This is a genomic window from Serinicoccus kebangsaanensis, assembly GCF_008919445.1.
Taxonomy (GTDB): Bacteria; Actinomycetota; Actinomycetes; order Actinomycetales; family Dermatophilaceae; genus Ornithinicoccus; species Ornithinicoccus kebangsaanensis.
Window position 1 is genome coordinate 40,047 of the sequence record NZ_VSLG01000014.1, and the last position, 22,434, is coordinate 62,480.

23 protein-coding genes are annotated in these 22,434 nt (G+C 72.7%); 7 read left to right on the forward strand and 16 right to left on the reverse strand.

Translation table 11 applies throughout. From position 1 onward, the window contains the following. The first annotated feature begins 8 nt into the window (after window positions 1-8). On the forward strand, window positions 9-893 hold the full coding sequence (locus FXF60_RS13555; RefSeq protein ID WP_151526511.1) for an NAD(P)-dependent oxidoreductase: 885 nt from the start codon (window positions 9-11) through the stop codon (window positions 891-893). Between the two features lie 21 nt (window positions 894-914). Here FXF60_RS13555 and FXF60_RS13560 read toward each other — a convergent pair whose 3' ends face one another. From FXF60_RS13560 to FXF60_RS13595, 8 genes are all read right to left on the reverse strand, one after another. Beyond that, the gene (locus tag FXF60_RS13560; RefSeq protein ID WP_151526512.1) at window positions 915-1,688 is read right to left on the reverse strand and encodes an SDR family NAD(P)-dependent oxidoreductase; all 774 of its coding nucleotides are present in this window, start codon (window positions 1,686-1,688) and stop codon (window positions 915-917) included. 11 nt (window positions 1,689-1,699) lie between these two features. Continuing rightward, window positions 1,700-2,845 (reverse strand): acyl-CoA dehydrogenase family protein, encoded by a 1,146-nt coding sequence (locus FXF60_RS13565; protein ID WP_151526513.1) that lies wholly within the window; start codon window positions 2,843-2,845, stop codon window positions 1,700-1,702. Window positions 2,846-3,017: 172 nt separating this feature from the next. After that, window positions 3,018-4,181, reverse strand: coding sequence for an ABC transporter ATP-binding protein (locus FXF60_RS13570; protein WP_238335861.1), 1,164 nt, complete (start codon window positions 4,179-4,181; stop codon window positions 3,018-3,020). Beyond that, window positions 4,178-4,954, reverse strand: a complete 777-nt coding sequence (locus FXF60_RS13575; protein WP_192796748.1) for an ABC transporter permease — start codon at window positions 4,952-4,954, stop codon at window positions 4,178-4,180. Before FXF60_RS13575 ends, FXF60_RS13570 begins: the two co-directional genes overlap by 4 nt. A 53-nt stretch (window positions 4,955-5,007) precedes the next feature. Beyond that, complete coding sequence (gene modA, locus FXF60_RS13580; RefSeq protein ID WP_151526515.1) at window positions 5,008-5,781, reverse strand: molybdate ABC transporter substrate-binding protein; 774 nt, start codon at window positions 5,779-5,781, stop codon at window positions 5,008-5,010. Further along, window positions 5,778-6,173, reverse strand: a complete 396-nt coding sequence (locus FXF60_RS13585) for a TOBE domain-containing protein (protein ID WP_151526516.1) — start codon at window positions 6,171-6,173, stop codon at window positions 5,778-5,780. The genes modA and FXF60_RS13585 overlap by 4 nt, the downstream gene beginning before the upstream one ends. A gap of 119 nt (window positions 6,174-6,292) precedes the next feature. Next, window positions 6,293-7,168 carry an SGNH/GDSL hydrolase family protein gene (locus FXF60_RS13590; protein ID WP_437440872.1) on the reverse strand — a complete coding sequence of 292 codons (876 nt, stop codon included), beginning with the start codon at window positions 7,166-7,168 and terminating at the stop codon, window positions 6,293-6,295. Next, window positions 7,165-7,842 carry a uracil-DNA glycosylase gene (locus FXF60_RS13595; protein WP_151526517.1) on the reverse strand — a complete coding sequence of 226 codons (678 nt, stop codon included), beginning with the start codon at window positions 7,840-7,842 and terminating at the stop codon, window positions 7,165-7,167. Before FXF60_RS13595 ends, FXF60_RS13590 begins: the two co-directional genes overlap by 4 nt. Window positions 7,843-8,155: 313 nt before the next feature. Here FXF60_RS13595 and FXF60_RS13600 point away from each other — a divergent pair, with 313 nt between their 5' ends. Together FXF60_RS13600 and FXF60_RS13605 are read left to right on the forward strand one after the other, a co-directional pair. Beyond that, on the forward strand, window positions 8,156-8,446 hold the full coding sequence (locus tag FXF60_RS13600) for a DUF3263 domain-containing protein (protein WP_151526518.1): 291 nt from the start codon (window positions 8,156-8,158) through the stop codon (window positions 8,444-8,446). A gap of 90 nt (window positions 8,447-8,536) precedes the next feature. Next, window positions 8,537-10,204, forward strand: a complete 1,668-nt coding sequence (locus FXF60_RS13605) for a formate--tetrahydrofolate ligase (RefSeq protein WP_151526519.1) — start codon at window positions 8,537-8,539, stop codon at window positions 10,202-10,204. Here the strand turns inward: FXF60_RS13605 and FXF60_RS13610 are convergent. Together FXF60_RS13610 and FXF60_RS13615 are read right to left on the reverse strand one after the other, a co-directional pair. Further along, window positions 10,201-11,877: a sodium:solute symporter family transporter gene (locus FXF60_RS13610; protein WP_151526520.1), complete on the reverse strand. Its 1,677-nt coding sequence runs from the start codon at window positions 11,875-11,877 to the stop codon at window positions 10,201-10,203. The genes FXF60_RS13605 and FXF60_RS13610 overlap by 4 nt on opposite strands. Then, complete coding sequence (locus FXF60_RS13615; protein WP_151526521.1) at window positions 11,874-12,320, reverse strand: universal stress protein; 447 nt, start codon at window positions 12,318-12,320, stop codon at window positions 11,874-11,876. Before FXF60_RS13615 ends, FXF60_RS13610 begins: the two co-directional genes overlap by 4 nt. A 137-nt stretch (window positions 12,321-12,457) precedes the next feature. Between FXF60_RS13615 and FXF60_RS13620 the strand changes: the two genes are divergently transcribed. Next, on the forward strand, window positions 12,458-13,294 hold the full coding sequence (locus FXF60_RS13620; RefSeq protein ID WP_151526522.1) for an MBL fold metallo-hydrolase: 837 nt from the start codon (window positions 12,458-12,460) through the stop codon (window positions 13,292-13,294). 207 nt (window positions 13,295-13,501) lie between these two features. Then, window positions 13,502-15,124 carry a chaperonin GroEL gene (gene groL / locus FXF60_RS13625; protein WP_151526523.1) on the forward strand — a complete coding sequence of 541 codons (1,623 nt, stop codon included), beginning with the start codon at window positions 13,502-13,504 and terminating at the stop codon, window positions 15,122-15,124. Between the two features lie 224 nt (window positions 15,125-15,348). Here the strand turns inward: groL and FXF60_RS13630 are convergent, their stop codons facing one another. After that, window positions 15,349-15,645 (reverse strand): WXG100 family type VII secretion target, encoded by a 297-nt coding sequence (locus FXF60_RS13630; RefSeq protein ID WP_151526524.1) that lies wholly within the window; start codon window positions 15,643-15,645, stop codon window positions 15,349-15,351. A 105-nt stretch (window positions 15,646-15,750) separates the two neighbouring features. On the opposite strand from FXF60_RS13630, the gene FXF60_RS13635 reads away from it, so the two are divergent. Beyond that, window positions 15,751-16,533: a DUF4031 domain-containing protein gene (locus tag FXF60_RS13635; protein ID WP_151526525.1), complete on the forward strand. Its 783-nt coding sequence runs from the start codon at window positions 15,751-15,753 to the stop codon at window positions 16,531-16,533. A 17-nt stretch (window positions 16,534-16,550) separates the two neighbouring features. Here the strand turns inward: FXF60_RS13635 and FXF60_RS13640 are convergent, their stop codons facing one another. The 4 genes from FXF60_RS13640 to FXF60_RS16690 all read right to left on the reverse strand — a co-directional run bounded on the left by FXF60_RS13640 (window position 16,551) and on the right by FXF60_RS16690 (window position 19,102). Beyond that, window positions 16,551-17,252, reverse strand: coding sequence for a DNA alkylation repair protein (locus FXF60_RS13640; protein WP_238335862.1), 702 nt, complete (start codon window positions 17,250-17,252; stop codon window positions 16,551-16,553). Next, window positions 17,242-17,916, reverse strand: a complete 675-nt coding sequence (locus tag FXF60_RS16870) for an HD domain-containing protein (RefSeq protein ID WP_238335863.1) — start codon at window positions 17,914-17,916, stop codon at window positions 17,242-17,244. The genes FXF60_RS13640 and FXF60_RS16870 overlap by 11 nt, the downstream gene beginning before the upstream one ends. After that, entirely contained in the window at window positions 17,913-18,353 is a 441-nt protein-coding gene (locus tag FXF60_RS13645) for a hypothetical protein (protein ID WP_151526527.1), read from the reverse strand. Before FXF60_RS13645 ends, FXF60_RS16870 begins: the two co-directional genes overlap by 4 nt. Before the next feature lie 80 nt (window positions 18,354-18,433). Then, window positions 18,434-19,102 carry a hypothetical protein gene (locus FXF60_RS16690; RefSeq protein ID WP_202879641.1) on the reverse strand — a complete coding sequence of 223 codons (669 nt, stop codon included), beginning with the start codon at window positions 19,100-19,102 and terminating at the stop codon, window positions 18,434-18,436. A 129-nt stretch (window positions 19,103-19,231) separates the two neighbouring features. On the opposite strand from FXF60_RS16690, the gene FXF60_RS13655 reads away from it, so the two are divergent. Then, window positions 19,232-20,200 carry a glycosyltransferase family 2 protein gene (locus FXF60_RS13655; protein WP_151526528.1) on the forward strand — a complete coding sequence of 323 codons (969 nt, stop codon included), beginning with the start codon at window positions 19,232-19,234 and terminating at the stop codon, window positions 20,198-20,200. A 122-nt stretch (window positions 20,201-20,322) separates the two neighbouring features. Here the strand turns inward: FXF60_RS13655 and FXF60_RS13660 are convergent, their stop codons facing one another. Next, the gene (locus FXF60_RS13660) at window positions 20,323-22,401 is read right to left on the reverse strand and encodes a HelD family protein (RefSeq protein ID WP_151526529.1); all 2,079 of its coding nucleotides are present in this window, start codon (window positions 22,399-22,401) and stop codon (window positions 20,323-20,325) included. Between the last annotated feature and the right edge of the window lie 33 nt (window positions 22,402-22,434).

Consider the following 22,434-nt stretch of genomic DNA (forward strand, 5'->3'; position numbering starts at 1 on the left):
GAGGCAAGATGCGGACGGTGTCCTTCGTCGGGCTGGGGGTGATGGGGCGCCCCATGGCCGTCAACCTCGTGCGCAGCGGCTTCGACGTGCGCGCCTTCACCCGCACCGCCGAGTCACGGGATCGTGCCCGGCAGGACGGGGTGCCGGTCGTCGACGCCCTGACCGAGCTGCACCCCGACCCCGACGTGGTGGTGACGATGCTCCCCGACGGTCCGGACGTCCGCGCCGTCCTGCTCGCGGACGACCTGCCGCTGGGGACCTCCAGCCTGGTCGTCGACATGTCGACGATCGATCCGGCCGTGAGCCGCGAGGTCGCCGCGGAGCTGGGCGCCCGTGGCCACCGGGTCCTGGACGCGCCGGTCAGCGGTGGTGAGCAGGGCGCGATCGACGCCGTGCTGTCGATCATGGTCGGTGGCCGCGAGGAGGACCACGAGGAGGCGCTGCCCGTGCTCGAGGCCCTCGGCAGCACCGTCGTGCGGGTGGGGGAGACGGGGTCCGGGCAGGTCGTCAAGGCGGCCAACCAGCTGATCGTCGCCGGCAACCTGCAGCTGATCGCCGAGGCCCTGGTGTTCCTGGAGGCGCACGGTGTGGAGCTGGGCGCCGCGGTCGACGTCCTGGGCGGCGGCCTCGCCGGCAGCACCGCGCTCCACCGGAAGAGGGACGCCTTCCTGCAGCAGGACTACACGCCGGGCTTCCGGGCGGCGCTGCACGACAAGGATCTGCGGATCGCGCACGCCGCAGCGGGCGAGGCCGGCGTGGTGCTCCCGGTCGGAGGCGTCGTCCAGCAGCTGATGCGATCGCTTGTGACCACCGGTGACGGCGGGTTGGACCACTCTGCGCTGCACCAGGTGGTGCGGCGGTTGTCCGGCCGGGAGCCGCCCCGCGACCGGTGAGGGTGGACCCCGACGCCGAGCTCAGCGAGGAGGCATCCGCAGCGCGCCGTCCAGGCGGATGACCTCACCGTTGAGCATCGGGTTCTCGACGATGTGGGCGACGAGAGCGGCATACTCCTCGGGCCTGCCGAGACGGGAGGGATGCGGGACCATCGCCTCCAGCGCGTCCTTCACCTCCTCGCCGAGGCCGGCCATCATCGGCGTCTCGAAGACGCCCGGGGCGATGGTCATCACCCGGATCCCCTTGTCGGCCAGGTCGCGCGCGGCGGGGAGGGTCAGCCCGGCGACCCCGGCCTTGGAGCTGGCGTAGGCCGCCTGCCCGATCTGTCCCTCGAAGGCGGCGACGCTCGCGGTCATGACGATCACCCCGCGGTCGCCGTGCTCGGCGACGTCCGGCGCGTTGTCCGCCATCGCCTCGGCGGCGAGGCGCAGCACGTTGAAGGTCCCGACCAGGTTGATCTCGACCACGGTCCGGTATGCCTCGAGCTCGTGCACCCCGCGGCGGGACAGGACCCGGCCCGGGGTGGCGACGCCGGCGCAGTTGACGACGACGCGCAGCTCGCCGAGGTCGGTCGCCTTCCGGACCGCTGCGGCGACCTGCTCCTCGTCGCGGACGTCGGCGGGGGCGAAGGCGACCCGCTCGCCGAGGTCGGTCGCCAGCTCCTCGCCGCGACCCCCGGGCAGGTCGACGAGGACGACCCGCGCGCCGGCCTCCAGGAGTCGGCGCGCACTCTGCTCACCCAGGCCGCTCGCGGCGCCGGTGACGAGGGCGACCGTGCTGTCGGTGATCTGCATGTCGATGCCTTTCAGGAGAGCAGGTGTCGGGAGATGACGACCCGCTGGATCTGGTTGGTTCCTTCGAAGATCTGCGTGACCTTGGCCTCGCGCATGAGGCGCTCGACGGGGAAGTCCGTCGTGTAGCCGTAGCCGCCGAGGACCTGGACCGCGTCCGTGGTGACCCGCATGGCGGCGTCGGTGGCGACCAGCTTGGCGATCGAGCACTCCTGGCTGTGCGGCAGCCCGGCGTCCTTGAGCCGGGCGGCGTGCAGGTAGGCCGCCCGGGCGGAACCGACCGCCGCGGCCATGTCGGCGAGGAGGAAGGCCAGCCCCTGGTTGCTCGCGACGGGCCGGCCGAACTGCTCCCGCTCGCCCGCGTAGCCGGTCGCGACCTCCAGCGCTCGCTGCGCCAGACCGGTCGCCGCGGCGGCGATGCCCAGGCGACCGGCGTCCAGGGCGGCCAGCGCGAGCGGCATACCCTGACCCTCCGCGCCGACCCGGTGGGATGCGGGCAGCCGCACACCGTCGAAGATGACCTCGCCGACCGTGTCGCAGTGCAGCCCCATCTTGCGCTCCGGCTCGGCGAAGGTGAGCCCCTCGGTGCCCGCCGGGACGTGGAAGCAGGACAACCCGCGGCCGCCGTCGTCGGAGGTGCGGGCGAAGACGGTGTAGTAGTCGGCGTGCCCCGCGTGGCTGATCCAGGACTTGGTGCCGGTGAGGACGTAGTCGTCCCCGTCGCGCACGGCGCGGGTGCGGATCGACGCGACGTCGGAGCCGGCCTGCGGCTCGGACAGGCCGTAGGCACCCAGCTGGTCGCCGGACAGCATGCCGTGCAGCCACTGCTCCTGCTGCTCGCGGGTGCCGGAGGTCGCCATCGGGAAGGCGGTGAGCGAGTGGACGGAGACGCCGACCGCCACGGACATCCAGCCGCGGGCGATCTCCTCGACCGCCTGGAGGTAGACCTCGTAGGGCTGGCCACCGCCGCCGAACTCCTCGGCATAGGGGAGCGACAGCAGGCCGGAGTGGCCCAGCATGGTGAAGATCTCGCGGGGGAAGCGCGCCTGCGCCTCGGCCTCGTCGACCTGGGGGAGCAGCTGCTCGTCGGCGATCTCGCGGACCAGGGCGATCAGGTCGCGGGCCTCCTCCGTCGGGAGCACGCGGGGCACAGGCAGCATGCGGCGCACGATATCCGTGGACGCCACGTCACCCCCTAACCCGACCGGCCGCACGGTTTGCTGCGACCGACCGCGCGGTTCGCGTCGACCGACCGCGCGGTTCGCGTCGACCGACCGCACGCTGTGCGCGCTGTGCGCATACGGCGCGCGGTCGGCCGAGGTGGAGGGAGGGTCAGGCGGGGTAGGTGTGGATCTCGGTGGCCTTGACCGCCGCCCAGAGCTGCTGGCCCCGGGTGATCCCGAGGGCCGCGACGGCGCCGAGAGTCACCTCGGCGACCAGGTCCACCCCGCCACCGAGGTGGACACGCGCCCGTTGACCGGTGACGGTGACGGAGTCGACACGCAGCTGCCACAGGTTGCGCGCCGAGGTCGTGGGACGTGCGGTGAACAGCGCCACCGCCTCGGGGTTCACCGTCGCCCACACCTGCTCACCCGGGCCGGCGCCGGCAGGGGGTTCGGCGAGCACGAGCGAGGAGCCGGCGAGGCGCACCGTCCAGCCCTCGTCCACGCTGGTGCGCGAACGGTGTGTCACATCCGTCGTCCCGGCGACGGATGTGACACACCGTTCGCGCACCAGGGTCCCGGAGAGCAGGTTGAGGCCGACGAGCGAGGCGACGTATGCCGTGCGCGGCCGCGCGACCACGTCGGCCGGGGTGCCGGTCTGGGTGACCCTCCCGGCCTCGAGGAAGACCAGCTGGTCCGCCAGGGTGAGCGCGTCGAGCGGGTCGTGCGAGGTCAGCACCGTGACGCCGGGGTAGTCGCGCAGCCGCCGCGCCAGATCGGCCCGGGTCCGGGTGCGGGTGTCGGGGTCGAGGGCGGAGAGCGGCTCGTCCAGGAGCAACAGCTCGGGGTCGGTGGCCAGCGCCCGGGCCAGCGCGGCCCGTTGCGCCTGGCCGCTGGAGACCTCTCCCGGACGCCGCCGGGCGAGCTGCTCCAGGCCGACCCGCGCCAGCTCCTCCCGGGCGCGATCCCGGGCGGCGGCGCGCGGCATACCCCTGGAGCGGGGGCCGAAGGCCACGTTGTCGAGCAGGGTGAGGTGCGGGAAGAGCATCGGCTCCGCCAGCACCAGGCCGACCCCGCGGCGCTCCGGGGCCAGGTGCACCCCGTCGCCGGACCAGCGTGCCGGGCCACGGTCGACGTGACCGCGGGTGAGCGGCGTGAGCCCGGCCAGGGCGGTGAGCGCCGTGGTCTTGCCCGAGCCGTTCGGGCCCAGCAGCGCGGTCACGCCGAGCGGGGTCTGCAGCTCGACGTCCAGCACGAAGTCGCCCCGGTCCACGACGAGGTGCGCGTCGAGGGCCGGTGCGAAGGACGACCGGGGCGGGTGCACCGGCGTCACCGGAGCCACCGTGTGCGCAGGACGCCGAGCACCACGACGCTCACCGCGAGCATCACCACCGAGAGGGCGATCGCGGCCTGCGGATCCTGCTCCAGGGCGGCGTAGACCCCCAGCGGAGCGGTCTGGGTGCGGCCGGGGAAGCTCCCGGCGAAGGTGATGGTAGCGCCGAACTCGCCGAGCGCCCGGGCCCAGGCCAACGCCGAGCCAGCGGCGATCCCCGGGAGGACCATGGGGACCACCACGGTGAAGAAGGTGCGCAGCGGACCGGCCCCGAGCGTGGCCGCCACCTGGTCGTAGCGCCGGTCCAGGCCGCGCATCGACCCCTCGACCGCGACGACGTAGAACGGCAGGGCGACGAAGAGCTCGGCCATGACGACCGCGACCGTCGTGAACGGCACGGTGATGCCGAACCACGCCTCCAGCGGCCCGCCGAGCACGCCACGGCGGCCCCAGGCCATGAGCAGCGCCACGCCGCCCACCACCGGCGGGAGCACGAGCGGCACGGTGACGAGGGCGCGCGCCCAGGCGGTCAGCCGGTGGTCGGACCGCGCGAGCTGCCAGGCCAGCGGTGTGCCGAGCAGCCAGACGAGCACCATCGTCGCGCTGGTGGTGACGGCTGACAGGCGGAGCGACTGGCCCACCACCGGCGCGGCCAGGTGCGTGCCCAGGTCCGGCCAGTCGACGCGGAGCAGCAGCGCCGCGAGCGGGAGCAGGATGAAGGTCAGACCGATGCCGGCGGCGACCCGGAGCGACCAGGAGGAGCTGGGGGCCACGCTGCCGGCAGCTCGGGATGCCGCTCGGTGCGGTGCCGCCCGGGAGGTCTGCCTCACGACGCTGCGGGGGCTGCACCGAAACCGGCGTCGGTGAGGATCGTCTGGGCCGCCTCTGAGACGAGGTGGTCGACGAAGTCCTGGGCCAGCTCCTGGTCGGAGACGGCGAGAGCCGGGTAGCGGTTGACGACGTTGCGCTCGGCGGGGATCGGCACACCGGCCACCCGGTCAGGGGCGGCAGCCACGTCGGTGCGGTAGACGAGCCCTGCGTCGACCTCCCCCAGCTCGACCTTGGTCAGGGTGGCGCGCACGTCGGGCTCGTAGGAGGCGATCTGCGGTGTCAGACCCTCCTGCGCGAAGAGCTCCGCGGCGGCGCTGCCGCACGGCACCTGCTCGGCGCACGCCACGACGGTCAGACCGGGGTCGGAGAGGTCGTCGAGCCCGCTGACGCCTCCCGGGTTGTCGACCGGCACGGCGATCTCGAGCTGGTTGGTGGCGAAGAGGGTGACCTCGCCGTGCCGGTGCTCGTCCGCGAGCGGCTCCAGCGAGCCTTCGCCGGCGAGTGCCAGGACGTCGGCACCGGCGCCCTGGTTGACCTGCTGCACCACGGTGGAGCTGGCCGCGAAGCTCATCTCGACGGTCACCCCGGGGTGGTCCCCCTCGAAGCCGTCGGCGATCGGCTCGAAGACGTCGGTGAGGGAGGCGGCCGCCACGACCGTCAGGGTGAGGGCCTCGGCCGGGGCGCCGGAGCTGTCCTGGCCGGCGGCGCAGGCGCCGAGAAGCAGCAGGGCGGCGGCGCCGAGAGCGGCGGCTCGCCGCGCTGCCCTCACGCCGGCACCCCGACGCTGACGTTGGTGGCCTTGACCGACGCGATCGCCACCGAGCCGACCTCCAGGCCCATCTCCCGGACCGCCTCGGTCGACAGCAGCGAGACCAGCCGGAACGGCCCGGCCTGGATGTCCACCTGGGACATCACGGCGTCGCTGACGATGCGGGTCACCACGCCGCGCAGCTGGTTGCGCGGAGAGGAGGCGCCCACCGCTCCGACCTCGGCCGGGTGCGCCTGCTCCTGGGCGAGCGCGGCGACGTCGGACCCCTCGACGACGATCCGTCCGTGCGGGTCCTTGCGGCTCGGCAGCCGCCCGGCCTCGATCGCTCGGCGGACGGTGTCGGTGGAGACGCCGAGCAGCTGGGACGCCTCCGAGACTCGCATCTGCGTCATGAACAGGACTCTAGACGCGCAGATGCGCCCCAGCAAGCCCACCGCCGCCCGCAGACCAACGTCGGGATAGCACAACCCTCATCGGGAAGTTCACCGATGAAGGTTGTGCTATCCCGTGGTCACTCCCGGACGGGGCCGAGCTCGGGCCGCTTGGCTACCACGTGGTCGCCCGAGGAGCGGCCGGTGAGCCGCCGGTGCACCCAGGGCCCGGCATACTCCCTCGCCCAGCGCGCGTGACCGCGCATCGTCTCGACCGTGCCGGCCGGCGCCTGCGGCGGCAGCGGCACCCGCCAGTCCGCCTCGTCCGCGGTGTGCCCGAGCGCGACGTAGGCGGTCAGCGCGATCCGCCGGTGCCCCTCGGGCGTCATGTGGATCCGGTCCTGCGCCCACATGCGCCAGTCCTTGAGGAAGTCGCACGCCCACTGGTTCAGGACGTAGCACCCGTGCCGCTGGGCGATCGACCAGATGTGCGCGATGTATGCCGCTGCGCGCCCCCGCGTGCGGCCGATGATGGGTGCGCCGGTCGGGTCGGTGGGTGTGGCCATGAGCACGTCGGCGCCGGTGGCGCGGATCCTGGCCACCGCCGCGTCCAGCTGGGCGGCGAGGGCGTCGATGTCGGCCTTCGGGCGCAGGATGTCGTTGCCCCCGCCGACGATGCTCACCAGGTCCGGCTGCAGGGCCAGCGCCGCGTCCAGCTGCGGCCCGGCGACGTCGGCCAGCTTGCGGCCCCGCACCGCGAGGTTGGCGTAGGAGAAGTCCTCGGCGTGCGTCGAGAGCAGCGCCGCGAGCCGGTCGGCCCAGCCGACGTAGGCGCCGGGGGTGTGCGGGTCGGGGTCGCTCATGCCCTCGGTGAAGGAGTCGCCGACGGCGACGTAGCGGGTCCAGGCCCGGGCCACCGGTCGGATGCTGCCCGCGCCCCCGTGCACGGTCGGCCCGACGTCGCCGTGCACCAGGCGCAGCGGGTGCTCGTGCGGGGCCGAGGTCCCCTCGGTCACGGCAGCCTCCAGTCGATCGGCTCGCCACCCTGCTGGCGCAGCAGCTCGTCCGCCCGGCTGAACGGGCGGCTGCCGAAGAAGCCGTTGCGGGCGGACAGCGGGGAGGGGTGGGCGCTCTCCACCCGCGGGACGTCGCCGAGCCGCGGCGCGAGGTTGCGGGCGTCCCGGCCCCAGAGGATCGCGACCAGGGGCCCGCCTCGCCGGACGAGGGCGTCGATCGCCAGGTCGGTGACCTGCTCCCACCCCTTGCCGCGGTGGCTGGCCGGTGTGCCGGGGCGGACGGTGAGGACGCGGTTGAGCAGCATCACCCCGGCGTCGGCCCAGGGAGACAGGTCGCCGTTCCTGGGTCGCGGCACGCCCAGGTCGTCGACCAGCTCGGTAAAGATGTTCTGCAGGCTGCGGGGGATGGGCGAGACGTCCGGCGCGACGGAGAAGCTGAGGCCGACCGCGTGCCCGGGCGTGGGATACGGGTCCTGCCCCACGACGAGCACGCGCACGGCGTCCAGCGGACGGGTGAAGACGCGGAGCACGTGCGGTCCGCCAGGCAGGTAGCCGCGCCCGGAGGCCACCTCGCCGCGGAGGAACTCGCCCAGTTCGGCGACCGTCTCCTCCGCGGGGGCGAGAGCCTCGGCCCAGGTGGGATGCACCAGCTCGCGCAGCGGGGTCGGGGTCACCCGCCCAGGGTATGCCGTCGCCCACCGCGCGTCGCCCGTGGTTGCCCTCCGGGGCACTGGGCGTCGCCCGTGGTTGGCTCGCAACCATGCGCGACGCCCGGTGGCCTCGTGGCCAACCACTCGCGACGCCCGGTGGCCTCGTGGCCAACCATGCGCGACGCTCGGTGGCCTTGTGGCCAACCATTCGCGACGCTCGGTGGGAGGAGGGGCGCGGGTGGACGCGCCCGGAGCAAATGACACGGGTGTAAGTCGCGTGCCCTAGACTGGGGACGGACCGGCCAGATCGAGCGTGCGCGACGAGAGGACTTCATCCATGGGCGCTGCCAGCCATGTGCAGCAGGTCGACCCACCCGCCGGGTTGTCCGAGCGGGACCAGGAGATCCTCGACTTCGAGAACCGGCACTGGACCTACGCCGGCTCCAAGGAGCAGGGCATCAAGGACCTCTTCGACCTCAGCTCGACCCGGTACTACCAGCTCCTCAACCAGCTCATCGACAACGAGGCGGCGCTCGCCTACAAGCCGCTGCTCATCAAGCGACTTCGTCGTGACCGCTCGCGCCGGCAGCGGGCGCGCTCGATGCGGCGCCTCGGGATCGAGAGCTGAGCCGAGACACACGCCAGGCCCACTGCCCACCGGGGCGGTGGGCCTTGTAGTTTGTGCTGACGATCATCGGCTGCAAGGAGGCAGGCAGGGATGTTGACCGACGTTCAGATCGCGCAGGGGGCCACGCTGGAGCGGATCTCCGAGGTCGCGCAGCGGCTCGGGCTCACCGAGCAGGAGTACGAGCCCTACGGCCACGACAAGGCGAAGATCTCCCTCGACGTCCTGGACCGGCTCGCGGACCGCCCGGACGGCAAGCTCGTCCTCGTCACCGCCATCAACCCGACCGCGGCCGGGGAGGGCAAGACCACGACCAACGTCGGCCTGTCCATGGCGCTGAACCGGATCGGTGCCCAGGCCATCACGACGCTGCGGGAGCCCTCGCTCGGGCCGTGCTTCGGGATGAAGGGTGGCGCCGCCGGCGGGGGCTACGCCCAGGTGGTGCCGATGGACGACATCAACCTGCACTTCACCGGTGACTTCCACGCCATCACCTCGGCGCACAACCTGCTCGCCGCGCTCCTCGACAACTCGCTGCACCAGGGCAACCCGTTGGGCATCGACGCCAAGCGGGTCACCTGGAAGCGGGTGCTCGACATGAACGACCGGGCCCTGCGCAACATCGTCGTCGGCATGGGCAAGAAGGGCGACGGGGTGGTCCGCGAGTCCGGCTTCGAGATCACCGTCGCCAGCGAGATCATGGCGGCGCTGTGCCTGGCGACCGGCCTGGAGGACCTGAAGGAGCGCTTCGGTCGGATCGTCGTGGGCTACACGCACGACAAGCAGCCGGTGACCGCGGGCCAGCTCGAGGCCGCCGGCGCGATGGCGATGCTGATGAAGGACGCCGTCAAGCCCAACCTGGTCCAGACGCTGGAGAACACCCCGGCGATCATCCACGGCGGGCCGTTCGCCAACATCGCGCACGGCAACAACTCCGTGCTCGCCACCCGCACCGCCCTCAAGCTGGCCGACTACGTCGTCACCGAGGCCGGCTTCGGCGCCGACCTGGGGGCGGAGAAGTTCTTCGACATCGTCTGCCCGGCCGGCGGGCTGCGCCCTGACGCGGCGGTGATCGTCGCGACGGTCCGCGCGCTCAAGCTCAACGGCGGCGCGCAGAAGTCGGAGCTGGGCACCGAGGACGTCGAGGCGCTGCGCACCGGGCTGGCCAACCTGGAGCAGCACCTGGAGAACCTCGCGAAGTTCGGCGTCCCCGTCGTCGTGGCGCTCAACCGCTTCCCGAGCGACACCGCGCATGAGCTGCAGCTCGTGCGGGAGCGCTGCGCCGAGCTCGGGGTGGACGTGGCGCTCTCCGAGGTCTTCACCCGCGGCGGCGAGGGCGGCGAGGAGCTCGCCCGCGCGGTCGTCGAGCTGTGCGAGCGGGGCAGCGACTACGCACCCCTCTACCGCCCGGACACGAGCATCCAGGACAAGATCGAGACGATCGCGACCGAGGTATACCGTGCCGACGGCGTCGACTTCGCGCCCGCGGCTCGCGCGCAGCTCGCCCAGCTCACCGACGAGGGCTACGGCGAGCTGCCGGTGTGCATGGCCAAGACGCAGTACTCCTTCTCCGACGACCCGTCCCTGCTGGGGGCGCCCCGCGGCTTCACCATCACCGTCCGGGAGCTCGTCGTCAACGCCGGGGCGGGCTTCGTCGTCGCGCTGACCGGCGACATCATGCGGATGCCCGGCCTGCCCAAGGTGCCGGCCGCGCTCGGCATGGACATCGCCGAGGACGGCACGATCACCGGCCTGAGCTAGGCCCAGATGACGACGATCACCGCCGTCGTCACGAGCAGCACCACCGAGAGCACCCGGTAGTTCGCCCACACCGCGGTGCCCTGCAGCGCCGCGGACTCCTCGGTCCAGTAGTCCGTCTTCCAGGTGAGCTCGGCCGTCTTGGACTCGTCCGGCGACGGACCCAGCAGGCTGATCACCACGAGCAGCAGCACCGACGTCGCGGTGCTGATGCCGGCGGCGTAGAGGAACTGGATGGAGGGCTCCTCCGGCAGCACCTGGGTGAGGATGAAGGCCACCAGGCCGAGGGGCTGCATGATCACCAGGGTGAGGAAGGCGGCGGTCGCGCTGATCCGCTTCGAGGCGATGCCGACGAGGAAGACCGCGACGACGGGGGGCACCAGGAAGGACAGCACGGACTGCAGGTAGTTGTACAACGTGTCGAACTGGGCGATGAACGGCGCCCACAGGATGGCGACGACGAGCGCGACGACCGTGGCCACCCGGCCGGTGAAGACCAGGCCGCGCTGCGAGGTGTCCGGCCGCAAGGTCTTCACGAAGTCCATCGTCACGATCGTCGATGCGGAGTTGAGGATCGAGTCCACGGTCGAGGTGATCGCGGCGATCACCGCCGCCAGGATGAGTCCGCGCAGACCGACGGGCAGCAGGTCGAAGACCAGGGTCGGGAAGACGGTGTCCGGGTTGTCCAGCTCGGGGTAGAGGGAGATCGCCATCACCCCGGGGAAGATGAACAGGAAGAGGAAGGCCAGCTTGATGAAGCCCGCCAGCAGCGAGCCCCAGCGGCCGTGGTCGAGCGACTTGGCCCCGAGGGTGCGCTGGACCACGAGCTGGTTGGTGGTCCAGTAGTACAGGCCCACGACGAGCACGCCGGTGATCAGGCCCGGCCAGGGCAGGTCGGCGTGGTCCGCGGGCAGGATGAGGCTCATCTTCTCCTCGCCCGCGGCCTGCGCCATCGAGTCCCACGACTCGATGGCGTTGAACGTCGCGATGAGGACGATCACCCCGCCGATCAGGGTGATCGTCGCCTGGATCGAGTCGCTCACCATGACCGCGCCGAGGCCACCGATGACGGTGTAGATCGCGGCCAGGACCGCGAGCACCGCCACCGAGACGATCATCGGGATGTCCGGGTAGAGCACCTTGACGACGACCGCGCCGGCGAAGAGCGCCGCCGCCATGTCGATGAACATGTTGGCGAAGAGGTTGAACCCGGCGAAGGCCATGCGTGCCCGCCGGTCGTAGCGCTGCTCGAGGAACTCCGGGAGGGTGAACACCTTGGACCGGAGGTAGAACGGCAGGATGAAGAAGATGAAGACGACGAGGATCACCGCCGACATCCACTCGTAGGCGAAGATCGAGATGCCCTGCTCGTAGGCGCCGCCGGCCAGACCGACGAAGGTGGCGCCGGACATGTTGGTCGCCACGAGGGAGAGGCCGACGAAGGGCCAGATGAAGTTGCGGCCGCCCAGGAAGTAGTCCTCCGAGGCGTCGCTCTCCCGGCCGCTCGACTCCGCCTCGGCGTGGGCCTTCCTCTGCATCCGGGCACCCACCACGAGCGGGATGATCCGGCTCAGGACGAGGTAGCCGATGATGACCGACAGGTCGAGCGCGCGGACGGTGAAGTCCGGCATACCCTGCCCGGCGTCGGCGAGCGGGAGCATCACGTCGGCGCTCATCGCGTCTCCTCCTCGGTGCGGACGACCAGCACCGCGCACGGTGCGTGCCGGACGATGCCCTCGGCGTCGTTGCCGAGCAGGACGCGGACGAAGGCGTTCTGACCGCGGCTGCCGATGACGATGAGGTCGGCGTCGATCTCGTCCCGCAGCCGGAGGATCTCGTCGGTGGCGCGACCGGTGCGCAGATGGCTGCCGGAGACGGGCACGTGCGCTCCCTCCAGCTGGGCGACGGTGTCGGCCAGCACCGGCCGCGCCTCGCTCTCGACGCGGGCGCGCAGGGCCGGACTGAGCGGGGCCGGGTGGGTCCACGCCGAGACGAGCGCGACGTGGACCACGTGCACCTCGGCCTCGGTGTGCGCGACCAGGTCGATGACGCGCTCACGGGCGCGGGCGGCGCTGGGCGAGCCGTCTGCTGCGAGCAGGATCCGGGTCGGGAAGGTCATGCTGCCCCTCCTGGGCTGGGTCGTGTCGACGCTGACCAGGCCCACCCTGACAACCCTGCGCCCGTCGCGCCTGCTGAACCGACGTGCCGGGCGAAGCCCGACCGGGCACACCCCGGCGCCCCCTAGACTGGTCCCCGATGAGTGAGGCGACCTGGCGCGAAGTGGCTCCCGGGGTCCACGTCCGTCGGCACGAGGAGCTCAAGCTCAACTGCGGCCTGGTCGTGGGGGAGGAGCGGTCCCTGGTCATCGACACCCGGAGCTTCCACGCCCAGGGGGACGAGCTGCTGGACGCGGTGCGACAGCTCACCGACACCGAGCTGGTCGTCGTCAACACGCACGCGCACTACGACCACTGCTTCGGCAACGCCGCCTTCCGCGACTCCCAGATCTATGCCCACTCCGGCGCGGCCGACGGGCTGCGCCGCACCGGCGAGCACCAGCGGCAGCAGGTGGTTGACCACCTGCGGGCGACCGACCGCGAGCAGCTCGCCGAGCAGGTCCGCGAGACCGAGATCGTGCTCCCGTTCTACCTTGTGGAGGAGGACACCGTGCTCGACCTGGGGGGTCGCACCGTCGAGCTGCAGTATGCCGGGCGCGGGCACACCGACCACGACCTCGCCGTCGCGGTGCCGGACGCCGCCGTCGTCTTCACCGGGGACCTGGTCGAGGAGGGCGCCGACCCGGCGATGGAGGACGCCTTCCCGCTGGAGTGGGCGCCGACCCTGCGCTCGCTGCTGGGTCGTGACTCCTCCGGGGCGTCCGACACCTGGGTGCCCGGACACGGCCAGGTGGTGGACCGTTCCTTCGTCGAGGCGCAGGCCGAGCAGCTGGCCTCGATGGCCGAGCGCTTCTCCGAGGTGCTCGGCACCGGGCTCGCCGGGGTGGACTCCCTCGCCAACGCGGGGCGCGGTCTCGGGCTGACCGAGGACACCCTGAGGTTGGCTGCGGTGCGGGCCCTCGAGCTGCGCCACTGAGCCGGCGCCGGGCATACCGGCCGTGTCATTTGCACTCTGGGCCCTCGAGTGCTCATCATGGACCTAGCACTCTCACCACGAGAGTGATAATCCGACCGGCCTGTCGAGGGTCGGGAGACGGGGAGACATGAGCCCCGCGCTCCTGGCTCGTCCGTCGCGGGCGGCACCCGGTCACCCGTCCATCCACACGTGGAGGAAGCAACTCAGATGGCCAAGACCATTGCTTTCGACGAGGAGGCTCGCCGCGGGCTCGAGAAGGGTATGAACACCCTTGCCGACGCCGTGAAGGTGACCCTCGGCCCCAAGGGCCGCAACGTCGTGCTCGAGAAGAAGTGGGGCGCCCCCACGATCACCAACGACGGTGTGAGCATCGCCAAGGAGATCGAGCTCGAGGACCCCTACGAGAAGATCGGCGCCGAGCTGGTCAAGGAGGTCGCCAAGAAGACCGACGACGTCGCGGGAGATGGGACCACCACCGCGACCGTGCTGGCGCAGGCCATGGTGAAGGAGGGCCTGCGCAACGTCGCCGCCGGCGCCAACCCGATGGCCCTCAAGCGGGGCATCGAGGTCGCCGTCAACGCGGTGAACGAGGACCTGCTGGCGATGGCCAAGCCGGTCGAGACCAAGGAGCAGATCGCGCAGTCCGCGAGCATCTCCGCGGCCGACACCGAGATCGGCGGCATGATCGCCGAGGCCATGGACAAGGTCGGCAACGAGGGTGTCATCACCGTCGAGGAGTCCAACACCTTCGGCCTGGAGCTCGAGCTCACCGAGGGTATGCGCTTCGACAAGGGCTACATCAGCCCCTACTTCGTGACCGACACCGAGCGCATGGAGGCCGTCCTGGAGGACGCCTACGTGCTGGTCGTCAACTCCAAGATCTCCTCGGTCAAGGACCTGCTGCCGCTGCTGGAGAAGGTCATGCAGTCCGGCAAGCCGCTGATGATCATCGCCGAGGACGTCGAGGGCGAGGGTCTGGCGACCCTGGTCGTCAACAAGATCCGCGGCAACTTCAAGTCCGTCGCCGTCAAGGCCCCGGGCTTCGGTGACCGGCGCAAGGCCATGCTGGCCGACATCGCCATCCTCACCGGTGGCCAGGTCATCTCCGAGGAGGTCGGCCTCAAGCTGGAGACCGCCGAGCTCGACCTGCTGGGCACCGCCCGCAAGGTCGTGGTGACCAAGGACGAGACCACCATCGTCGAGGGCGGCGGCGACGCCGACCAGATCGCCGGACGGGTCGCGCAGATCCGCGCCGAGATCGACAACTCCGACTCCGACTACGACCGCGAGAAGCTGCAGGAGCGGCTGGCCAAGCTGGCCGGCGGCGTGGCCGTCATCAAGGCGGGCGCGGCGACCGAGGTCGAGCTCAAGGAGCGCAAGCACCGCATCGAGGACGCCGTCCGCAACGCCAAGGCTGCGGTCGAGGAGGGCATCGTCGCCGGCGGTGGCGTCGCCCTCATCCAGGCCTCCAAGGCCTTCGACGGCCTGTCCGTCGAGGGTGACGAGGCCACGGGCGCCAACATCGTCAAGGTGGCCATCGAGGCTCCGCTCAAGCAGATCGCGGTCAACGCGGGTCTCGAGGGCGGCGTCGTGGCGGAGAAGGTGCGCAACCTGACCCCGGGCGAGGGCCTGAACGCCGCGACCGGCGAGTACGGCGACATGCTCGGGTTCGGCGTCGCCGACCCGGTGAAGGTGACCCGCTCTGCGCTGCAGAACGCCGCCTCCATCGCCGCGCTGTTCCTCACCACCGAGGCGGTCATCGCCGACAAGCCGGAGAAGGCTCCGGCCATGCCGGCCGGCGACGGCGGCATGGGTGGCATGGACTTCTGATCGATCCCGTGATCAGAGACTAGGCACGCCCGCGTTGCTCGCGGGCGACCACCGACCGACGGGCGGTCCCTCCACTGCGGAGGGGCCGCCCGTCGGCGTGTGCCGGGGAGCTCGCGACGGTCAGGGTTTGGGAGTCCCTGCGGCCACGACGCCGTCGACGGCGCGCGGCCCCGGCCGTCACTCGGGGTAGGTCGCTCGACCCGGACACCCGGACCCGGCAGCGGTCACTGCGGGGTGAAGCGGGTGCGGTTGGTCTGCTCGACCAGCTCGTAGTCCTGGCCCGCGGTGCGCAGCGTGGTCGAGATCTGCTGCAGCGAGGTGCGCACCCGCTCCTGGGTCGCGCTCCAGTCCTGGGTGACGCTGTGGAAGCTGCCCGCGGCCGAGCCGCGCCAGCAGTCCTGCAGCGCGTTCAGCTTGGCCATCATCGACCGGACCTCCCCCTCGATGGTCGCGGCGATCCGCTCGATGTCGCCGGAGGCGGCGGCGATGCGTGCGGTGTCGACGGCGAAGGTGTTGCTCATGGTGCCCTCCCTCGTGCCGGTGGCCGGGCGGCCACCTCGTGCCCTCGACGCTAGGCGCATCCGCCGACCTCGCGCAGAAGTTGTCCACAGGTAGGGTCTCGGGTCATGACCGTCCTCGTCGATCCGCCCATGTGGCGGGCGCACGGACGGCTCTGGGCCCACCTGGCCAGCGACACCTCCCTGGCCGAGCTGCACGGCTTCGCCGCGCGCGTGGGCATACCCCGGCGGTCGTTCGAGGGGGACCACTACGACATCCCGCAGGAGCGGTATGCCGACGTCGTCGCCGCGGGGGCGCTCGAGGTGAGCGGGGGTGAGCTGGCGCGACGGCTGCGGGCGAGCGGCCTGCGCTTCCGGAAGCGGCGGGGCGAGCGCCCCCTGGCCCGGGCCGTCGACGGGCTGGCCGCCGCGGTGCCGGGGTCGCACGTGCTGGAGGTCGTCGGGTCACCGCACGAGCGGCGCGGCGCCGGCGCGGCGGTCGTGCTCATCCGCTCGACCGAGGGCCACCGCATGGTGCTCGTCCGCAACGCCTCGCGCGCGGGGTGGGGCGCCCCGGGGGGCAAGCGGGAGGTGGACGACGGGTCGGTCCGCGCCGCCGCGGTGCGTGAGGTCGCCGAGGAGATCGGGCTGCGTCTGGAGCCCGGCCTGCTGCGGCCGGTGGGCTACCAGCGGGTCACGATCGCGCCGGGGGAGGGACGGGGCACCTGGGACGACGGGGACAACTACGTGCAGGCCTTCGGGGCTGTGGCGGACCCGGCGCAGCCGCTCACCCCGGACCGGGTGGAGGTGCTCGAGGCCGGGTGGTTCACGCTCGCCGAGGCGAGCCGGCTCGCCGGCGACGCCCCCTGGTGGCCGCTGGTGCAGTGGTGGTGGGACCAGCCGGCGTCGTGACCGACCGGCCACTGCGGTCACAGGTGCTTGGTGGCCTCGCGCACGCTCAGCCCGCTGAGCCGGTCGCGGTGGGCGTCCACGAGCGCGAGGACCCACGCCGGGTCGGTCTTGGCGTGCTCGCGCAGGGCCCACCCGACCGCCTTGCGGATGAAGAACTCCGAGCCGAAGCGCGATCCTTCGAGGTTGGCGGTGACGGTGCGCCCCAGCAGGTCGGTGTCGGTGTCGGCGCGGTGCCGCAGCTGGCTCAGGATCGCGACGCGCCGCAGCCACAGGTCGTCGCCCACGGACCAGTCGTCCATCACCGGCGTCACGGTGGCGCGGTGCCCCAGCAGCACCGGCCCGACGAGCCGCGAGGCGATCTCGTCCACGACGTCCCACCACGCGCCGGTGACGGTGAGGTGCCGGTAGAGGGGGAGCGTGCCGGGGTCCTGCCAGTCGCGCGCGGTGCGGTGCCGGGCCAGCGCGAGCGCGGCATACCACTGCTCCCGGTGCGTGACCCCGTCCCAGAGCTCCCGCACCGTGGCCTCCCAGGTCGCCCGGTCGGGCATCGGGTGCGCGCGCAGAAGCGGGTCGACGACGCGGCGGAGCTCGGGTGAGGTGATCCCGTGGAAGGGCAGCGCCGACTTCATGTATGCCTGCTGCCCGGCCGCGCGCCCGGGGTCGCCGGCCGCGGCGAGCGCGGCGCGCAGCTCGTCGACGAGGGCGACGTCATACCCCACGCAGGTCCTCCAGCTCAGCCCTGAGGTTGGCGCGAGCCTGCCCGCTCCAGCGGGCCTGGGCGTGCTCGGTGCGGTAGAGGCGCTCGCGCTGCGCGAAGGGCGCCATGACCGCCGCCCGGCCGGCGCGGAAGGCCTCGTCCGGGACGTGCGAGTACTCCTCGCGCACCTGCTGCCGGTAGGCGGCATACCGGGCCGGCGGTGCGGACAGGATCCACAGGTCGGCGTCGTGCATCGCCGCCAGCGCGGCGCTCCCGGTGGCGTCGTCGTGACCGTGGTCGACCGTCATCAGCACGCCGGCCTCGACCGCGTCCACGGTGGCCGCGTCGACGCCGAGCCGGTGCAGGTGGTCGCGAGCCATCGTCGCGCTGCGGTGCTCGTTGCTGCCCGGCGCGGCCCGGGGGTCGTAGCCCAGGTCGTGGTACCACGCGACGGTGCGGGCGAGCAGGGCCTCGCCCTCGTCCACCTCGGCACCCACCTGCAGCTCGTCCAGGGCGCGCAGCACCTCGGTCAGGTGCTCGGTGGTGTGGTAGCGGCGGTGCGGCTCGGACCAACCGCGCAGCAGCATCGACCCCTCGGCCAGCCACAGGTCGCGACCGGCCGACGGGGCCAGCGCGGCGGCGTCCTCGAGCCAGCGGTCGAGCAGGGCCTCGGCGGGGTGGGTCACCTGCCCTGCCCCTGCCCGCGCCGCGCCTGCTCCCAGCGCTGCCGCAGCTGCCGGTCGCGCGCCCTGAACCCGGTGCGGACCCGGGTGCCGTCCCGCAGCACGACCCACCAGGCCTTGGCCTGCTTGTCGCCGCGCGCCGTGGTGACGTCCTCCACCTGGGACCAGGGGACCGGCCCGTGCCCCGGCAGCTGCATCCCATAGCCGTCCACCCGGACGGCGGTGTCGGACCGGCGTGAGAGCTGGGTGAGCGTCACGGTGAGCAGCGCGACGGAGTAGACGAGACCGGCTGCGGCGAGGATCCACCACCAGACGGCGTCGCCCTGCGTGTCGACCGCCTGCATCACCGCCACCGTCGTCGCGACGAGGGGAGGCACCAGTTCCAGCCAGCCCCAGCGTCCACCGGGGACCAGCACCTCGCTGCTCGTGAAGTCCTGCACCCGGCCATCGTGGCACGCCCCGGATCCATGCCTCGGGGCCGCCGCGCCACCGCGCGACGGCCCCGGGGGAGGTGCTGGGGTCAGCGCTTGCCGAGCAGCGACTCCGCCAGGTCGGCCAGCGACTCGGCCAGGTCCTCGCGCACGTCGTGGGCGCTCTGCGAGAAGCTCGAGAAGGTGCCCTTGCTCTTCCCGCCGCCGACGGCCCCGGTGAGGCCGTGCCCGACCGAGCTCGCGGCTCCGGTCACGCCGGAGGCGGCGGCCCCGGCCGCGCCGGTCACGCCGTCGGCCACCGCGCCGGCGGCGTTGCTCACGCCGCCGGCCACCGACTTGGCCGCATGCTTGGTGCCGGACAGGAACGACTGGGTCGCCAGCGTCAGCCCGGCGCCGACCAGCCAGATGTCCTTGGCGATCGGGGTGCCCTCCGCGGTCGGGCGGACGCCGTCCTCCTCGGTCATGCCGGGGGTGTTGAGGTAGAGGCCGGTCAGCCCGGCACCGAAGGCCGCGAGGGCGCCGCCGGCCACCGCGGACGGCACGGTCGGCAGCAGCAGCATCGCGCCGAGGCCGATCTCGCCGTAGGCGAGCGCCCTGGTGAAGTCACCGGCCTTCATGTCCTTGAACATGGGATAGACGCTGGAGGCCCAGCCGTGCATCTGCTCGGCCTCCTCCTCGCCGGCCTTGAGCTTGCCGATGCCGGAGTTGAGGATGAAGGCTCCGGTGGCGATCCGCAGCGGTACGTGGGTGGGGTGCATGCTCTCTCCTCGTGGACGGGAAGTCTGCTCGCCCTACGGTATGTCGTCGGCCCGGGCTGTGCGAGGCGGGGCCGGTCACGGGGTCGGGCTAGGATCGGCGGACCGCCCGGCCACGACGAACGAGCACCCATGACCTCACCGCAGCATCCTGGCGCGCCCGCGCTCACCGTGGTCGTGCCGATGTTCGACGAGCAGGACGTGCTGCCCCTCTTCGTGCAGCGGCTGCGGGCGGTGCTGGACGGCGTCGGGCTGGACTACGAGGTGCTGGTCGTGGACGACGGCAGCACCGACGCGACCCCCGTGCTGCTGGCGCGCGAGCGGCATACCTGGCCCCAGCTGCGGGTCGTCCGGCTGCGCGCCAACGCCGGCCACCAGGCGGCGATCTCGGCCGGGCTGGAGCGTGCCCGCGGGGAGCTGGTGGTGACGATCGACGCCGACCTGCAGGACCCGCCCGAGCTCATCGCGGACATGGTCCGGCTGGCGCGGGAGGAGGCGCTGGACGTCGTCTACGCCGTGCGCGACGACCGGTCCGCCGACACCCGGTTCAAGCGGGTGACGGCGGGCGGCTACTACGACACGATGCGCCGCCTCGGTGCGGACCACGGGCCGGCGAACGCGGGGGACTTCCGGCTGATGACGCGCGCCACCGTCGACGCGGTCACCGCGCTGCCGGAGCACCACCGGGTGCTGCGGCTGGTCGTGCCCTCGCTCGGCTTCCCGTCGGGGGTGCTGACCTACCGCCGGGACGAGCGGGCCGCCGGGCGGTCGAAGTATCCGCTGTCCTCGATGGTCCGGCTGGCGCTCGACTCGATCACGGGCGCCAGCATCGCGCCGCTGCGGCTGGCGACCTGGCTCGGCTTCATCGGCGCGGCCGTGGCTCTCGGGCTGCTCGTCTACGCCCTCGTGGGGTATGCCGTGGGCCTGACCGTCCCCGGCTGGACGTCCACCTTCATGGTCGTGACCGCGGTCGGCGGGGTGCAGCTGCTGTGCCTGGGCATCCTGGGGGAGTACGTCGGCCGGACCTACACCATGCAGCTCGGGCGGCCCACCTACTACGTGGCTCACGACAGCCTGACCGGCGAGGACCCGCCCGACTGAGCCGCCCCCTCCTCCCGGGGAGTGTGGTCGGGATAGCACAACCTTCATCGGCGAACTTCCCGATGGAGCTTGTGCTATCCCGACGTTGGTCCCGAGGGGGAGGCTGCTGGGGCGGGGCAGGGTCAGGAGGTGAGGGGGCCGGGCAGCGGGTCGGCGTGCACGACGGTCAGGCCGCTGACCGCGCGGGTCAGCACGACGTAGAGCCGGCGCAGCCCGGTGCGCTCGTCCGGCTCCGCCGCGGCGATGGCCGCGGGCTCCACGACGACCACCTGGTCGAACTCCAGGCCCTTGGCGACGGTGGCCGGGACGAGGAAGACGCGGACCCGCACCGCGAGCTCTGGGTCGTCCTCCGTGTGCTCGCCGTCCAGCACCTCGTGCTCCACGCCCGCCCCGACCAGCGCGGTGCCGACGCGGGGCACCCACGCGTCGGGCACGACCACACCCACCGACCCCTCGTGCCCGGCGGCGGCCCGCGTCGCCTCGACCGCCCCCGCGACGGCGTCGTCGACGGCGACGAGGTCCAGCCGCCCCGGGTTGGAGCGGACCGACTCCGGCGGGGCCAGGTCCGGCGCCATCGACGGCAGCAGCCGGGCGGCGAACTCGATGACCGACGACGGCACCCGGAACCCCCGGACCAGCTCCTCCAGGTGGGTGGAGCCGGAGCCCAGATCCTTGCCGAGGTGGTGCAGCGACTCCTCCCACGAGCTCGTCGACCACGGGGTGGTGCCCTGCGCCAGGTCCCCCAGCACCGTGAGCGACCCGGTCGAGGCGCGCCGCCCCACCGCGCGCAGCTGCATGGCGGACAGGTCCTGCGCCTCGTCCAGCACCACGTGGCCCAGGCTCGGGGTCCGGTCCACCAGGTCGGTCAGCTCGTCCAGCAGCACCAGGTCGGCGGCGCTCCACCGGGCCGCGCCGGCGCTGCGCGGCCGGTCCCACACCATCGCCCGCTGGTCGTCGGCCAGGTGCTCTCCGGTGCTGAGCAGCCGGGCGAGGACGGCGGCCGGCCTCGCCTCGGGCCAGAGGGTCTTCACGTAGGCCCGCACCGGCGCCGAGCGCGCCACCGCGTCCTGCACCCGGTCGTCGGGGGAGTCCCCGGATCGCTCCATCGCCACCATGACCGCGTGCGCGAGCCGCTGGTGCAGCATCGCCCGCGCCGCGGCATACCCCACCCCGCGGGAGCGCAGCTCGGCCACCATGTCCTCCACCTCGTAGGCCGGCACCCGCCACCTGCGTGCCCCGCGGGGCACCACCAGCGCCTCGCCCGGCCTCCCCACCTGTGCCCAGAGGGCGGTGCGCAGGACGTCGGCCATCCGTGCCTCCCCCTTGAGGCCCGCGACGGCCGGCGTGTCCGTGGAGCGCACCCGTGCGCCGGTCGCGTCGGCCACCAGCTCCTCGACGGTGGTATGCCGCACGCTCACCTCCCCGAGCGAGGGCAGCACCGCGCCCACGTGCTCGAGGAAGGCCCGGTTGGGTCCGACGACGAGCACGCCGGAGCGCGCGAGCCGCTGGCGGAAGGCATACAGCAACCAGGCGGCGCGGTGCAGCCCGACGGCCGTCTTGCCGGTGCCGGGCGCGCCCTGGACGCACAGGGTGGTGCTGACGTCGGCGCGGACGATCTCGTCCTGGTCCGGCTGGATGGTGGCGACGATGTCGCGCATCGGCCCGATCCGCGGACGCTCGATCTCCCGCGCGAGCAGGTCGCTCCCGCTGTCGCTCGCGTCCGTGCTGCCGCCCGCCCCCGGCCGGTCGTCCAGCCACTCGTCCTCGAAGGCGGTGATCTCGCCTGCCTCGACCCCGAACCGCCGACGCCGCAGCACCCCCATCGGCTCGGTCCGGCTGGCCCGGTAGAACGGGGTCGACACCCCCGCGCGCCAGTCGATGACGACCGGGTCGCCCTCGGCGTCCGAGACGTGGCGCCGACCGATGTAGAGGTGCTCGGCGGCGTCCGCGGTCCCCGCCCGCTGGTCGATCCGCCCGAAGAACAGCGTGGTGCCGGGGTCGTCCTGCAGCGCCTTGGCCCGCAGCCAGAGGGTATGCGCCAGCGCCTCACCGGCGATGGCGTCACCGCCGTCCGCGGTGAGGGAGAGCGTGTGCTCGCGCATCCGGGTGAGCTCGGTGCGGGCGCGCGCCAGGTGCGCCTGCTCGGCGGTGAGCTCGGCCGTGGGATCCGGGGGGTGGCTGGGGGCAGGGGGAGCGGGCATGAGGGCATACCTCGTCGCGGGGGCGGGAGTGGG